Origin of the sequence: Candidatus Tumulicola sp. (assembly GCA_035601835.1) — a bacterium.
GTDB lineage: Bacteria > Vulcanimicrobiota > Vulcanimicrobiia > Eremiobacterales > Eremiobacteraceae > DATNNM01.
In genome coordinates, this window is sequence record DATNNM010000011.1 from 567,549 (window position 1) to 581,951 (window position 14,403).

The window sequence follows — 14,403 nt, forward strand, 5'->3', positions numbered from 1 at the left end:
GCGTCCACGCTACGGCACGACGCCCGGATCGGTCTCAACCGCGCTCTCCGTGTTCGCCAGATGCTGCGTGAACGGATCGCGCACGAGAAGTTTGTCTTTGCCGAAGACCAACCGGTCGCGCGTGTAGTCCGCGATGTCGAAGCGCGGCGTGAGCACGATGGCGTCGGTCGGGCACGCCTCTTCGCACCAGCCGCAGAAGATGCAGCGCAGCATATCGATCTCGTAGCGATAACCGTAGCGCTCGCCCGGAGACACAGGCTTCGCCGGGTCGTTCTCGGCGCCGATCACCGTGATCGCGTTCGCCGGGCATGCCACTGCGCACAGCTCGCACCCGATGCAGCGCTCCATGCCGTCGTCGTATTTGCGCAATTCGTGCACGCCGCGGAAGCGCTCGGGGTGCGGGTAGGCCTCGCGCGGATAATCGATGGTTGACTTCTTCATGAAGAGGTATTTCAGCGTCGTGGCGAGGCCGGCGATGATGCCCCACAAAGCGTTAAGCATGCACGACTCCCAGCGCCACCAGCGTCGCGGTGACGAGCAGGTTCAAGATGGCGACGGGCAGCAGCACTTTCCATCCGAAGGCCATCAGGCGGTCGTAACGCAAGCGCGGCAGCGTCGCGCGCAGCCAGATGAAACCGAAGAGCAGCAATCCCACTTTGACGACGAACCACAGGATGGTCAGCCACGGGACCTGCTGGACGAACGGCCCGTCGCCGCCGCCCAGGAACAGCAGCGTCGCGATCGCCGAGACCGTGATCATGTTGACGTATTCAGCGACGAAGAACGTGCCGAAGCGCAGGCTTGAATACTCGGTGTGGAAGCCGGCGACCAGCTCCGTCTCCGCCTCCGGAAGATCGAACGGGGCGCGGTTGGTCTCCGCGGTGGCAGTGATGCCGTAGATGACGAAGCCGACGATCTGCGGCAGGATGAACCACACGTGATGCTTTGATTGCGCGTTGACGATGGCCGCTATATCGGTCGTGCCCGCGAGCAGCAGCACTCCGACGATCGCAAGTCCCATGGCGAGTTCGTAGGAGATCATCTGCGCAGTGGCGCGGATGGCGCCGAGCAGCGGCCACTTCGACTGCGAGGACCAGCCCCCCAACGCGATGCCATAGATGCCGATCGAACCGACCGCCAGCAGGTACAGAATGCCGACGTTGGGGTTCGCGATTGAGATCGGCGAGCCGTCAGGAAACGTCCCGAATGGGATCACGGCGTATGCGAGCAGCGCCGTCAACACGGCAAGCGCGGGCGCTATCTTATAGATGAAGGGGTCGGCGTCTTGCGGCGTCAGGTCTTCCTTCAGCACCAGTTTGACCGCGTCGGCGGCGGGCTGCATGAGTCCCCAAGGCCCGCACCAGATCGGCCCCACGCGCAGCTGGAACCACGCCAGCAATTTGCGTTCGAACAGCATCAGGTACGCGAACGCCGTGACGACGACGAAGATCAAGACGCCGGCCTTGATGGCGATGATCAAGACCCACAGCTGAAGCGGCGTCACGCAGAGACCTCGCTCGCGAGTTTGGACTTCGCGACGCTGGCCGTGCCCGAGCCCGACGCATCGAGCAATTTGTTGACCGGAGCTTCGGGCATGTCCGCGCTCACCAGCGCGACGCCCGGCGGAGCGCTGGCGGAGACCCGCGCCTCGACATCGATCGCCCCGCCGCGTCCGGACAGCGTGACGCGATCGTCGGCTTGGACGCCGAGCGCCGCCGCGTCGGCTGGATTCAGTATGGCGAACGGCCGGGGGCGCATCGGCGCGAGCCCAGGATCGTGCGCACTCGCACCGCCGCCGGCATATAGGTGGGGTACTTGAAAGATCGCGAACTGCTCGCCGGAACCTATGTAGTGTTCCGAGCGAAATCCGGAAACGTCCTCGACTTTCGGCCGCGCGAGCGGACCCTTGCCATCGGCGCCTTTGCTTTCAGCCTCGCGCAAGCGCGCGAACAGCACATCCGGATCGCTGGAGAGCGCATCCGCCTGGCCCGCTTCGGCGGCGAGCGCCGCGAGGATCTGCGCGTCGTCCGCCGTTCCGACCGGGGGCTCGACCGCCTGCCGAAACGCCTGGCGGCGGCCCTCAAGATTGGTGACGTGTCCGAATTTTTCTGCGAACGAAGCCGCCGCGAAGACCACGTGCGCGTAGGTCGCCGTCTCGGTGAGCGCTTGATCGGCGACCGCGAGGAACGGCACGCTTGCAAGAGCTTTTCGCGCCAGCAGTCCGTCCGGAAACGTCAGCGCCGGATTGGCGCCGAGGATCAGCAGCGCGTCGAGTTTGCGGCTTGCCGCCGCGGCCAGCATCTCACCGGTCGTCATGCCGGCATGATCCGCGACCACATAGCCGGGAAGAAGGTTGGGCAGACAGCCGGCGGCCTCGGCGCCGCGCGCATTGCCCGTGGCGCCGACCACTAAGATGCCCGCCTGGTGGTCGAACTGCCGCAGTATTTCGACCAGGTGCTCCAACGCGGCGATCGCGCCGGGGTTGCGGCCGTTGTGGATCGCGACGATCTTCTCCGCTTTGACGAACAGCTGCGCGAGCTCCGAAACGAAACCGCCGCCGGCCTCTTTGCCGTGGTGCACGGTGTCGGCGAGCTGCTCCATCAGGCCGACGATCTCGGCCGGCGCGTACTCGATGTGGCGGAAGGGCACGAAAAACTCCGGCCTATGCGGTCCGACGAACACCAGCTTGGCATGATGGCGCGCCACAGCGCGGCGGATGCGCAGGTCGAGGATCGGCGCTTGCTCCGGCGTGATCGCGCCGAATACGAGGATCAGCGAAGCGTCGTCGATGTCCGTCAATTGCGCGCCGAAGCGAGCCGGCGACGCGAACTTCTGCTGGTGCACCCGGTGATCGATGTTGTTGGTGCCGAGCACCGTGCGCGCGAAGTGCTGAAGCGCGAAGGCCTCTTCGTCGGAGAGCCGGCCGCCGCCGATGACGCCGACTCGCTTTTCGCGAGCAGCGTCGGACAAGCGGCGCGCCGCGAAGGCGATCGCCTCGGCGAACGTCGTCTCTTGCAGCCGGCCGTCGCGCCGGATCAGCGGTTTGCGCAAGCGCGTCGGTTCGTAAAGGTAGTTGAAAGTATAGCGGCCGCGATCGCAGATCCAGCCCCCGTCCACGCGATCGTTCTCGCGGGTATACGTGCGCATGATCCGGCCGAAGCGCGAGTCGATGCGGTAGTTGCAGCCGACCGAACACTGCGTGCACACCGAATCGGCGTGGCCCAGGTCCCAGGGGCGCGCGCGGAAGCGGTATGCCTTGCTCGTGAGCGCGCCGACCGGGCATATCTCGGTGGTGTTGCCGGCGAAATACGAAGTGTACTCGCTGCCGTCGCGGGTCGCGATAAGCGAATCAACGCCGCGCTCGACGACCACCAGGTTGCGTTCCTGGGCTATCTCCGCGTCGAAGCGCGTGCAGCGCCGGCACAGGATGCAGCGCTCCTCGTCCAGCACGATCGTCGGACCCAGATCCACGCGCTTCGGCTTGTGCAGCTTCGGCTCGGTGAGGCGGCTTGCGCCCGGACCATATTCCATGGTGAAATCTTGCAGATCGCACTCGCCGCCCTTGTCGCAGATCGGACAATCCAACGGATGATTGAGGAGCAGGAATTCGAGAACGCCCTTGCGCGCTTCGGCGACCGCCGGCGTCATCGTGTGCACGACCATGCCCTCGCTGACGCGCGTCGCACAGGCGATCTGCAGCTTCGGGAATTTCTCGATCTCGACCAGGCAGATGCGGCACAACCCTGCCGGCTCCATCTTGGGATGATAGCAGTAGACCGGGATCTGCGTGCCCAGCAATTTCGCGGCCTCGACGACAAGCGTGCCGTCGGGCACGCTCAAGCTTTGGCCGTCGATGACGATTTTGACCATCTTCTTCGAGGCGGCGTCGCTCACGCGGCACTAACCTCGCTGGCGCTGCGAAACGGACAGCGCGCCATGCTGAGGTGCGCCTTGAACTCCTCCGGGAAGCGCGCGAGCACCGAGGCGAGGAACGGCATGATCGAGTCGCCCAGCGGGCACAAGTTCGTGCCGGTGAGGGTCCGGTTGATGACGCCCAGGATGCGCAAGTCCTCTTCAGAGCCCTCGCCGGCTTCGAGGCGGCCCACCATCCGCGCGACCCACTGCCCGCCCTCTCGGCACGGCGTGCATTGCCCGCAGGACTCGTGTTCGTAAAAACGCGCCAGCGTATAGGCGGAACGCACGAGGCACGCGCTGTCGTCGATGACGACGAAGCCGCCCGAGCCGAGCATCGTCTTCTTGGCCGCGAGCGACTCGTAGTCGAGCGACGTCGCAAGGTCTTCTTCGAAGAGCGCGGCCGATGAGCCGCCCCCCGGCTGAAATGCTTTAAGTCTGCGCCCGGGCAGCAAGCCGCCGGCGTATTCTTCGATGAGTTCGCGCGCCGAGATGCCCAACGGCACTTCGTAATTGCCCGGCCGCTGGACGTGACCGCTGACCGAGATGATCTTCGGGCCCGGCGATCGCTCCGGGCCGATCGCCGCGAACCACTTAGCGCCGCGTTCGATGATGTGCGCCACGTAGGCGATCGTTTCGACGTTATTGACCACCGTCGGCATGCCGTAAAGCCCGGCATTGGCCGGAAACGGCGGCTTGAGGCGCGGCTCGCCGCGCTTGCCCTCGATGGACTCGAGCATCGCGGTCTCCTCGCCACAGATGTACGCGCCGGCCCCCCGATGCATCACGATGTCAACGGAGAAATCCGTGCCGTCGATGCTCTTCCCGACGAATCCGCGTTCGTACGCCGCGGCAAGCGCGCGCGCGAAGACGCGAAAACCCTCCAGAAACTCGCCGCGGATATAGATGAAGATCTTCGCCGCATTCATCGCATACGCCGAGATGATGAGCCCCTCGATGATCTGGAACGGCGTCTTCTCGAGCAGCATGCGGTCCTTGAACGTGCCCGGCTCCGCCTCGTCGCAGTTGCAGACCAGATAGCGCGGCCGGCCATCCTTCGGCAAGAAGCTCCACTTCCGGCCGGTCGGAAAGCCCGCGCCGCCGCGACCGCGCAGGTTGGACGCGCTCACCTCGCCCGCCACCGCTTCCGGCGTCATCTCTTTGAGCGCTTTGGTCATGGCCTGGAATCCGCCGCCCTTGAGATAGACGTCGATGTCGGTGAGGTCGAGCTCGCCGATGCCCTTCATCAAGACGGGTTCGAACAGCATCACTGCGCCGGCATGACGGGAGAGGGCGATTCGCGGCGCCAGCGCTCGACCAGCGTGTCGAAATCGGCGGGCGTCACATCGTAATGAAACTCGAGGTTGTGCTGCAGGCACGGAGCGCGATCGCATGCCGCCAAGCACTCGACCTCCTCGTACGTGAACATGCCGTCCGCGGAGGTCTGCAGATGGCCGATGCCGAGGCGCCGCTTGACGTGCGCTTGCAGCTCGTCAGCGCCGCGCAGCATGCATGACATCGTGCGGCAGACCTGGATGACGTGCTTCCCAACGGGGTGCTTGAACAGCAGCGTGTAGAAGGAGACGATTGATTCGACTTCGCCGGCGGTGAGATCGACCAGCTCCGCCGCATCGTCGATCGCCTGGCGGGTCACGTAGCCGTCCTGCTCCTGGCAGAACTGCAAAAAGGGGATGAGAGCCGATCGCGCTTGCGGATAGCGAGCGACCAGTTCCTTGCCGCGCTGCGCGCGTTCGGGCGTCATCGATCGACCTCGCCGAAGACCGGATCCAAGCTTCCGATGATCGCGACCACATCGGCCACCAGATTTCCCGGCGCGAGTCTTTTCAGAGCTTGCAGATTGTAGAACGAGGGAGGTCGCCAGCGCACCCGCCACGGCTTGTTGCCGCCCGCGCTCGTGACGTACATCCCCATCTCGCCGCGCGGGCCCTCCACCGCTTGATACACATGCCCCTCTTCGACGTTGAAGCCCGATGAGACCAGCTTGAAATGATGGATGAGCGCTTCCATCGAGTGCTGGATCTCGGTCTTGGGTGGCGGCACGATCTTGCGATCGTCGATGACCACGGGTCCACCCGGAAATTTCTCACGCGCCTGCTTGATGACGCGCCACGCTTCGTGCATCTCGTTGAGGCGCACCACGAACCGGGAGTAGCAGTCGCCGCCTGCGTGCGTGCAGATCTCGAAATCGTACGTCTCGTAGCCTGAGTACGGGAACGCCTTGCGGATGTCGTAGGCGACGCCGCTCGCGCGCAGGATCGGGCCGGTGAGGCCCCACGCGATCGCTTCCTCGGCGCTGATCTTGCCCACGCCGATCAGCCGGTCCATGATGATGATGTTCTTTTCGAGGATGCGGCGCATGTCGGCGAGGCGCTCGGGGAAGCGGCCGATGAAATCGTCGATCCGCGCGAGGAAGCCCTTGGGGACGTCGAGCGCCAAGCCGCCGATGCGGAACCACGATTGATGCATGCGCGCGCCGGTCACGAATTCCATGATGTCGAGGATGCGCTCGCGCATCTCGAAGGCGTACATGAAGATGGATTGCGCGCCGAGGTCCATGGCGTGGGTGCCCAGCCACACCAGGTGGCTTGCGATGCGCGTCAGTTCCGCGAACATGACGCGAAGGACTTGAGCGCGCGCCGGGATGTTGTCGATGCCGAGCAATCGCTCGACGGCGAGCACGTAGCAGAGGCTGTTCGACAGCGGCGCGAGATAATCGGCGCGGTCGACGACCGTGATGGCCTGCTGCCAGAACAAGTTCTCGGTCTGCTTCTCGATGCCGGTATGCAGGTAGCCGATCTCCGGCTCCGCTGTGACCACGGTCTCGCCATCGAGCTTGAGCATCACGCGCAGCACTCCGTGTGTGCTGGGATGTTGCGGGCCCATCGAGAGCACCAGCGTGTCGCGCTCGTCCCCCGGCGCGACGCTCATGTCTGGATTGTTTTCGAAAACGGAAAGATCGGTCGCGCTCATTTGGTGATCACGGGAGGCACTTCGCCCATCCGGCCGCCGGGATTGAAACGCCGCTCGAGGCCGCGCAACGGATAATCTTTGCGCAGCGGATGGCCTTTCCAGTCATCCGGCATCAGGATGCGCACGAGGTTCGGGTGCCCGTCGAAGCGCACGCCGAAGAGATCCCAAACTTCGCGCTCCGCCCAGTCGGCATTGGGCCACAGCGCGGTGAGCGTCGGTATGACCGGGTTGAGGTCGTCAGGAAACACGCGCAGTCGATAGCGCGTGGCTTGCCGGACTTTCAGGAAGTGGTAGGAGATCTCAAAGCGCGGCGTCAGCGGATGGTGATCGGTGGCGCCGATGTCGAGTAGAAGATCGAAGCCGTCGCGGCGCAGGACTTCGACCGCCGGCAGAAGCCCAGCGGGCAGGATGGCAATCTCGTCCATATCCTGTTCGGAGACCGCTTCCAGCAGATTTGCGCCGAGCGCCTGAGTGATTTGGGGAAGGAGCGCGCTCGTGTCCGCTCGGGGCGCTGCGCCTTCAGCCATTGGCTGCGAGCACCCTCGACTTGCCGCCGGCTTGGATCTGACGGCGCAATTGCATCAACGCGTAGATCAGCGCATCCGGACTCGGCGGACAGCCGGGCACGTAGACGTCGACCGGCAAGATCGTGTCCACGCCCGGAAGGATCGCGTAATTGTCGAACACGCCGCCCGAAGACGCGCACGCGCCCATCGAGATGACCCACTTGGGGTCGGGCATCTGGTCGTAGAGCCGCCGCAGGATCGGCGCCATCTTGTTGGCGACGCGACCGGACACGATCATGAGGTCGCTCTGGCGCGGCGACGAGCGGAAGACTTCGGCGCCGAAGCGCGACGTGTCGTAGCGAGGCGAGACGATGCTCATCATCTCGATCGCGCAGCATGCCAAGCCCATGGTCATGGGCCAAATCGCCGAGGCCTCCGCCCAATGGATGAAGTCGTCGAGCTTCGTCGTGATGAAAGGTTGTTGTGGGCTCATCTCCACGAGAAGCCGCCTTTCTTCCAGACGTAGGCATAGCCGATGCCGAGCACGACGATAAACGCGACCATTTCCAAGAGACCGAACAAGCCCAGCGCCTTGAGCGAGACCGCCCAGGGATAGAACGACGCGGCCTCGACGTCGAAGACGACGAACAGCATCGCCACGAGATAGAAGCGGACCGGGAAGCGTCCGAGCATCGCCGACGTCGGAGGCACGCCGCATTCGTATGCCTCCAGTTTTTCCTTCGTCGGGCGTTTCTTGGTGAAGATGCCGGGGACGATCGCGATGAGGCTGGCGACCACGATGGCCACGCCGAAGAAGATCGCGACGGGGATCCACGGTGATGATGGCAAGATGCGCTCTCTTTACGAAGTCAGTGCGCCCGCCGGCGAGTTTGTGAAATTTTTCCCAAACTTTCTATTCTGCCAGCATGCGCTGACTCCCCTGTGCGGCAGACTACAAAAAGCTCAGGTCCTTGCAGCGCGGGGTGAGCTTGTTCTCGGCCAGCCACCGCGCTGAGAAGAGCCGAGACATATAGCGGGTGCCGCTGTCGCATAGTATCGTCGCAACGCTGCTGCCCGGCGGGAGATCGCGCGCCACGCGCGCTGCCGCTACCACGTTGATCCCCGACGACCCGCCCACGAGCAGCCCTTCGGTCCGCAGCAAGAAATGCACCATCTCGATCATCGCCTGATCGTCGACGCGAACCGCATCGTCCACCGGTGCACCTTTGAAGTTCGCGGTGATGCGTTTGATGCCGATGCCCTCAGCCACCGAGTCGCCCTCGACGTCGAGATTGCCGTGCTTGACATAGTTGAAGAGCGACGATCCCATCGGGTCGGCCAGCACGCAGCGCACGCGCCCGTTGCGTTCCTTCAAGAATGTTGAAACGCCGGCAAAAGTTCCGCCGGTGCCTGCCGCAGCCACAAACGCGTCGAGCGAGCCTCCCGCCGCAGCCCATATCTCGGGTCCGGTCGTTTCGTAGTGACCGCGGCGGTTCGCCACGTTGTTGAACTGATCGGCCCAAATAGCGCCCGGCGTGGATTGCGCGATGCGCCGCGCCTCATGATAGTAGTTGTTGTCGTCTGTGAACGGCACCGTGGGAACCACGCGGACGTCCGCGCCGGAGGCGCGCAGCAGATCGATTTTCTCCTGCGATTGATCGTCAGGCACGACGATGATGCTGGAGTAGCCACGCGCATTGCCCAAGAGCGCCAGCGCAATGCCGGTGTTGCCCGCGGTGCCTTCAACGATCACGCCGCCCGGAACGAGCCGCCCGCTTCGCTCCGCATCTTCGATGATGAACTTCGCCGCGCGGTCCTTCACCGAACCGCCGGGATTCAGATGTTCGGCTTTTCCCAAGATATTCCGACCGACGTGGCGCGACAGTGCCGGCAATCGGATGAGCGGCGTGTCGCCGATGGCGTCGAAAAGGTCGACTCGTAAGATATCGCGCGGCATAGGAGCGAAAGGCTACACATCGCAGTTGCGGAATACCTGCGCTGAACATGCAAGCGCGAAAAATCATCATCATCGGCTCGGGTCCGGCGGGCCTGACGGCCGCCATTTATGCGGCGCGAGCCAACTTGGCGCCGCTGGTATTCGCGGGGGGCACGTTCGGCGGACAGCTCATGCTGACCACCGACGTCGAGAATTACCCCGGCTTCCCTGAAGGCATTCTCGGCCCCGAACTCATGGACAAGTTCCGCGCGCAAGCGGAGCGTTTCGGGGCGGCGATCCACAACGAGGACGTGACGCGCGTCGATCTTCAATCCGCACCGTTCGGCGTTTGGGTCCACGACGAAGAGCATCGCGCGCATGTCATCATCATCGCGACCGGCGCGTCGGCGAAATGGCTCGGGCTCGCTAACGAGACGCGCTTGCGCGGGCGCGGCGTGTCGAGCTGCGCCACCTGCGACGGCGCGTTCTTCAAAGGAAAGGATATCTTCGTCGTCGGCGGCGGCGACACCGCGATCGAGGACGCGCTCTTCCTGACGCGTTTCGGCACGACGGTGACGATCGTCCACCGGCGCGCGACGCTGCGCGCGTCGAAGATCATGCAGCAGCGCGCGTTCGCCAACCCGAAGATCGCGTTCGTGTGGAATTCTGCGGTAGAAGATATCATCGGCGAGCGCACGGTCTCAAGCGTGCGCCTGCGCAACCTTGAGACCAACGAGATCGCCAGCCGTGCCTGCGGGGCCGTGTTCGTCGCGATCGGCCACGAACCGATAACGTCGCTGTTTGCGGGACAGATCGAGCTCGATCAGAAGGGCTACATCGTTTCACCCGATGGCGTGCATACGAGCGTGCCGGGCGTTTTCGTCGCAGGAGACGTTCAGGACCGGCGCTATCGCCAAGCGGTGACTGCGGCAGGACTCGGCTGCCGCGCAGCCATGGACGCCGAGAAATACCTCGAGGCGCACGAAGCGGCCCCCGTCGCAGCAAGGTAGAGCGTCCCATTAACTGGCCGCGCTGGTGGCCGATACATATTAAGGAACCATTTTGTGAGGGCGCGACCCGGCGAAACCAGAGTCGCCCTCTGTCGTCTGTGACTGCCGTTACTATTTCAGGAGCCGAATGTAAACGATGGGCCGTACCATGAGCAAGCCTGACCAAGCTGCTTCTCAAGCGATCGCGCAAGCGCGAAATGAAGTGCAAAAAGGCAACGCAGCGGGCGCTGTGCCTCTGCTTCGTCAGGTCGCAGGGCGTCACGAAGCCGCGCCTGCGCAGGTCTACGAAGCCGCGAAAATGGCGGTTAACGTCGGACTCGAGCAAGAGTCATTCGCGTGGTTCCTCAAGGCCGGCCGCCGCGGTTTGGAGGAAGGCGACGTGGATCTCGCGCGCGAGAGCTTCGAAGCCGCGGGCATGGTCGACGAGAAGAGTTATGAGCCGCTGTTCGAGCTGGGCCGCGTTGAGATCGCCGCAGGCAACAAAGCCGAAGGACTCGAGCGATTTGCCGACGTGCTTCGGAAATCGAACTACACATTCGCTCCCGCGCTGTTCGAAGCGGGCCGGGTGTATGAGGGCGATGGGCAGATCGATCAAGCTATTCTCACGTTCAAGCGCATCGTCGAACGCGACAAGACCCACGTCGGAGCGCTGACGCATCTCGGTGCGCTGTACGCCGCGAAACATATGGCCACAGAGGCCATCGCGTACTACATGCAGGGCGCCGACTCAGCGAAGAAGGTCATGGAGTACGCGGCGGCCTACCGCTGCGCTCAAGAAATCCTCTCGATCGATCCGGGCAACGCGAAGGCGCGCCAGTTGGCGCTCGAGATGGAGCGAGCCGATCCGGAAGCGAGCAAACAGCCCGCGGCGCAGCCGCTACCCGTCGCAAAGCCACAGGCAGGAACGATGGCGGGTACCGCTGCCGTGCCGGAAGAGGGCGCAGCCGACGCCGCCGACGGCACGATGCTGCCGCCCGATTTCGCCGTCATCGAGCAACAGTCCAAAGCGACGGCCGAACTCGCGCAAGTCACCTCCGCCGTCGCCCAGGCGTACAAGAAGCGCGCCACAATCGAGGATCAGCTCAAGACCGCGCAAGAGGCGCTAGAAGCTGCCAGCGCTGAACGCAAACGTGCGGAGGACGATCTCGCAAGTCTGAAACAGCAGGTGGAGATCGTCACCAAAGCGCGCGCGGCCGAAGAAAACGCGCTGACAGCCCTGGTCGGCAAACTCGCACGCACGCGATCCGGTTTGGAATCGCTGACGATCTTGCTCGAGAGCGTCGAAGAGGCGCAAACGCAGGCGGGTGCCGTCGGCCAAACCATTGGTCAGCTCCAAGCCGATGCCGAAGCCGTCAGGCAGCGCGCGGACAAAGCGAAAGCCGACGCCGCCACGGTCGAAAAAGACCTCGCCGACGCGGCCACGCGCTTCTCCGGCATGCGAACCGAAACCGAAGCGGCCGAAAAAGTGCTGCAAGAGATGCAGGCTCGCTTCGATCAAACGATGAGCGAGGCAAACCTCGCCGCAGCGGCGCTCAAGGAAGCAAAGACGCGCGCGGACGCTGCCCGCGGGCAAGTGGACGCGTCCGAGCGTCAGGTCAAAGAGGCTATCGAGCAGGGCAAATCCATCGCCGCGGACGCTTTGGTGGTCGCGGGGACCGTCGCGGAGATCGAGTCGAGCCTGGCAAGCGCGCTCGCGCTGCAAAAGAACGTCGACGCCATGTGCGCGCACCTGCGCCAGTTGGCCGCCGCACTGGTCGACCGGCGCCAAAAGACCGAAGAGGCTCTGGCGCAGATGGAAGGACTGCTCGGCGCGCGCGCAGTCGCGGCGCCCGATTCGGATATCGCGAAGTTGGAAGCGGGCCTCGCTGCGGCGATCGCAGAGGCTTCAAAAACCCAAAAGCAGCCCAAGGAGCAGCCCGCCCAGCCCGCCCAATCCGCGCACCCCAACGGAGTCCCGGAAGCCAAGCCGGCTGAAAAAGCGGCCAAGACAGAAGTTCCCGCAGCCGCCCGTCCGGCGGACGAAAAAACGCCGCAGGGCCGCTACAATCGCGCCCTCGCGCTGCTGGGCGCCAACAAGGCCGATGACGCGCTGAAGCTCTTCGAGTCGGTGGAGAACGAAAAGGAGTTCGCGGTGCTGGCGCAAGTCGGGATCGGACGCTGCCTACAGAAGATGGGCAAGATCGACGACGCCGTGCAGCGCTATTCAAAGGCGCTGGAAGCGTCCGGTTATCCGGAGGCGCAATACCACGAAGCGCTCTACAACATGGGCGGGGCCTATGAGAGCCGGGGCGATGCGGAATCGCTCGAATTGGCGCTGTGGGCGCTTGAGGAGATCGCGACCACGGCTCCGAGCTATCGCGACGTCACGGCGCGCGTCGCGACCGTGCGCGCGAAGATGGAAGCTGGGGCGGCACCTAAAGCAGCTCCATCAAGGGGATCCGCCAAGAAGTGAGCGCCAACAAGAAACTCGAGCAAGCGATCGCGGTCGCTGCGAAAGAAGGCCTGCGCGCGTCAGTGCCCGCGTACATGGCCGCCGCCGAGGCGTTCGCTCAAGAGCAGCGCCATGCGACAGGCGTAGAGATGCTCGGCCAGCTCTTGCTGGCGGTAGAGAAAAAGCACGGCTTCCTCGCGCGCGTCGACAAGAATCCCCTTGGACCGGAGCGGCCGCGGGTGGCGATGAAATTCGCGGAGCTGTCGCGCCTCGCATCGCCGACCGAAGACAGCTTGGAGATACTAGAGGACCTGTCGCTTGAGTTCCCCGACGTCGTGGTGATTCGGCGCGCGAATGCCGACGCGCTCAGGAATGCGGGTTACGCGGCGGACGCGATCGAGGAATACCGGTATTGTAGGAAGCTCGAACCCAAGGACGGCGAGATCGCTGTGCGCCTGGCCGACCTGTATGCGGCTCTCGGACGCATCGACGAGGCGATTGAACATCTGCGCCACGGCATCGAACTGTTCGTCGCTCGAAGCGAGTATCGCCAGGCGGCCGAGCACGCGATGCGCTTTCTCGACCTCCATGCGGACGGCGTCGACGACGCGCTCGCGTCTTTCACCCTGATCCCAGCCGATGTGCTGAGAACGCAATGCGCTTCCCTGGATCACATCGGCGTTGTGATTCGCCGCGATCAAACGCGCAAGCCGGAATGGCGCCAAGAGCGTGAGCGCATCTTGGCGGACTTGTACGCAAAGATATTGGAATTGGACAAGAAAGACCAAGCGGCTCGCCGCGGCTTGGCCGCGCTTGGCCCTTCGTATCTCAAAGAAGTAGAAGCGCTTATCGGCACGCTCCCTCCCGCTGAGGCTGCCCGCCCCGCGCCTGCCACCCCCGCTCCGGCCCCGCCGATCCCGGTGGCACGTGCCGTTCCGGAGCCCGCCGTTGTCGAACCACCGCAGCCCGATATGGTCGAGGCTTCACAAGGCGAGTTGATCGAGCCCGATGTCGCCGTTCACGAAATCGCTGAAGCGACGCCGACGACGCAAGCACGGCCAGTGACCCCCGCGCCTGCGGCCGCCGCCGCTCCGGTCGCGCCCGAAAAAGTTCAAGTTCCGCCGGCTCCCATGCCAGAGCCCAAACCAGTTCCCGCTCCGCCGCAACCGCCTGTCGTCACTGCCGAGCCCGTCGCAGCGAGCGTCGAGGAAACGCCCGAACGCATTTCGCCGGCAGTGGCGCCGACTGGAAAAACCGCGGCGCCAAACAAAGCGCTGGCGACGTTCGCGTTGCGAAAAGCGCAGCAACTTTTCGCGGACGGCAGCCTCGAGGAGGCAGCGCAAGCGTGCGAACGCGTGCTCAAACACGGTGAGGACATCACTGCGCTGACGATCCTGATGAACGCCAACCTGGGCTTGAAGCGGAATAGCGATGCGGTCGCCGCGTGCATCCGGCTCGCGGACGCGCAAGTCGCCGCCGGGAGCGCGACCGCCGCGCTCGAGACGCTGACCAGAATGGCGAAGACCGTGCCGGAGCCGCAGCTGATCTTGCGCCGCTCGCAACTGCTCACAAGATTTCGCGGTCCCGAGGTCGCGAGCAAGTCCTAAAGATCCCGCT

13 protein-coding genes are annotated in these 14,403 nt (G+C 64.3%); 3 read left to right on the top strand and 10 right to left on the bottom strand.

All coding sequences use genetic code 11. The features are described 5' to 3' along the window. Positions 1 to 9: 9 nt before the first annotated feature. The 10 genes from nuoI to VN934_07590 form a co-directional block, all read right to left on the bottom strand. Positions 10 to 501, bottom strand: coding sequence for an NADH-quinone oxidoreductase subunit NuoI (gene nuoI / locus VN934_07545; GenBank protein HXM18654.1), 492 nt, complete (start codon positions 499 to 501; stop codon positions 10 to 12). After that, positions 494 to 1,504: an NADH-quinone oxidoreductase subunit NuoH gene (gene nuoH, locus VN934_07550; GenBank protein ID HXM18655.1), complete on the bottom strand. Its 1,011-nt coding sequence runs from the start codon at positions 1,502 to 1,504 to the stop codon at positions 494 to 496. Before nuoH ends, nuoI begins: the two co-directional genes overlap by 8 nt. After that, positions 1,501 to 3,894, bottom strand: a complete 2,394-nt coding sequence (nuoG, locus tag VN934_07555; protein ID HXM18656.1) for an NADH-quinone oxidoreductase subunit NuoG — start codon at positions 3,892 to 3,894, stop codon at positions 1,501 to 1,503. Before nuoG ends, nuoH begins: the two co-directional genes overlap by 4 nt. Next, a complete protein-coding gene (nuoF, locus tag VN934_07560; GenBank protein ID HXM18657.1) occupies positions 3,891 to 5,180 on the bottom strand; it encodes an NADH-quinone oxidoreductase subunit NuoF in 1,290 nt (429 codons plus the stop codon). Before nuoF ends, nuoG begins: the two co-directional genes overlap by 4 nt. Next, positions 5,180 to 5,674, bottom strand: coding sequence for an NAD(P)H-dependent oxidoreductase subunit E (locus VN934_07565; protein HXM18658.1), 495 nt, complete (start codon positions 5,672 to 5,674; stop codon positions 5,180 to 5,182). Before VN934_07565 ends, nuoF begins: the two co-directional genes overlap by 1 nt. Beyond that, positions 5,671 to 6,861 (bottom strand): NADH dehydrogenase (quinone) subunit D, encoded by a 1,191-nt coding sequence (nuoD, locus tag VN934_07570; protein ID HXM18659.1) that lies wholly within the window; start codon positions 6,859 to 6,861, stop codon positions 5,671 to 5,673. Before nuoD ends, VN934_07565 begins: the two co-directional genes overlap by 4 nt. A 38-nt stretch (positions 6,862 to 6,899) precedes the next feature. After that, positions 6,900 to 7,430, bottom strand: a complete 531-nt coding sequence (locus VN934_07575) for an NADH-quinone oxidoreductase subunit C (GenBank protein ID HXM18660.1) — start codon at positions 7,428 to 7,430, stop codon at positions 6,900 to 6,902. Beyond that, positions 7,423 to 7,902, bottom strand: coding sequence for an NADH-quinone oxidoreductase subunit B family protein (locus tag VN934_07580; protein ID HXM18661.1), 480 nt, complete (start codon positions 7,900 to 7,902; stop codon positions 7,423 to 7,425). The genes VN934_07575 and VN934_07580 overlap by 8 nt, the downstream gene beginning before the upstream one ends. Beyond that, entirely contained in the window at positions 7,899 to 8,258 is a 360-nt protein-coding gene (locus VN934_07585) for an NADH-quinone oxidoreductase subunit A (GenBank protein HXM18662.1), read from the bottom strand. The genes VN934_07580 and VN934_07585 overlap by 4 nt, the downstream gene beginning before the upstream one ends. Before the next feature lie 103 nt (positions 8,259 to 8,361). Continuing rightward, entirely contained in the window at positions 8,362 to 9,366 is a 1,005-nt protein-coding gene (locus VN934_07590) for a cysteine synthase A (protein ID HXM18663.1), read from the bottom strand. Positions 9,367 to 9,413: 47 nt separating this feature from the next. On the opposite strand from VN934_07590, the gene trxB reads away from it, so the two are divergent. The 3 genes from trxB to VN934_07605 all read left to right on the top strand — a co-directional run bounded on the left by trxB (position 9,414) and on the right by VN934_07605 (position 14,393). After that, positions 9,414 to 10,355, top strand: coding sequence for a thioredoxin-disulfide reductase (gene trxB, locus VN934_07595; GenBank protein HXM18664.1), 942 nt, complete (start codon positions 9,414 to 9,416; stop codon positions 10,353 to 10,355). A gap of 148 nt (positions 10,356 to 10,503) precedes the next feature. Further along, positions 10,504 to 12,807 (top strand): hypothetical protein, encoded by a 2,304-nt coding sequence (locus VN934_07600; GenBank protein ID HXM18665.1) that lies wholly within the window; start codon positions 10,504 to 10,506, stop codon positions 12,805 to 12,807. Beyond that, positions 12,804 to 14,393, top strand: coding sequence for a tetratricopeptide repeat protein (locus VN934_07605; GenBank protein HXM18666.1), 1,590 nt, complete (start codon positions 12,804 to 12,806; stop codon positions 14,391 to 14,393). Before VN934_07600 ends, VN934_07605 begins: the two co-directional genes overlap by 4 nt. Positions 14,394 to 14,403 lie beyond the last annotated feature (10 nt).

What these genes read in the sequence shown, in the direction of transcription:
- nuoI (HXM18654.1), bottom strand. Translation starts at nt 501, where the DNA reads ATGCTTAACGCTTTGTGGGGCATCATCGCCGGCCTCGCCACGACGCTG.
- nuoF (HXM18657.1), bottom strand. Translation starts at nt 5,180, where the DNA reads ATGCTGTTCGAACCCGTCTTGATGAAGGGCATCGGCGAGCTCGACCTC.
- VN934_07565 (HXM18658.1), bottom strand. Translation starts at nt 5,674, where the DNA reads ATGACGCCCGAACGCGCGCAGCGCGGCAAGGAACTGGTCGCTCGCTAT.
- nuoD (HXM18659.1), bottom strand. Translation starts at nt 6,861, where the DNA reads ATGAGCGTCGCGCCGGGGGACGAGCGCGACACGCTGGTGCTCTCGATG.
- VN934_07575 (HXM18660.1), bottom strand. Translation starts at nt 7,430, where the DNA reads ATGGCTGAAGGCGCAGCGCCCCGAGCGGACACGAGCGCGCTCCTTCCC.
- VN934_07580 (HXM18661.1), bottom strand. Translation starts at nt 7,902, where the DNA reads ATGAGCCCACAACAACCTTTCATCACGACGAAGCTCGACGACTTCATC.
- VN934_07590 (HXM18663.1), bottom strand. Translation starts at nt 9,366, where the DNA reads ATGCCGCGCGATATCTTACGAGTCGACCTTTTCGACGCCATCGGCGAC.
- trxB (HXM18664.1), top strand. Translation starts at nt 9,414, where the DNA reads ATGCAAGCGCGAAAAATCATCATCATCGGCTCGGGTCCGGCGGGCCTG.
- VN934_07600 (HXM18665.1), top strand. Translation starts at nt 10,504, where the DNA reads ATGAGCAAGCCTGACCAAGCTGCTTCTCAAGCGATCGCGCAAGCGCGA.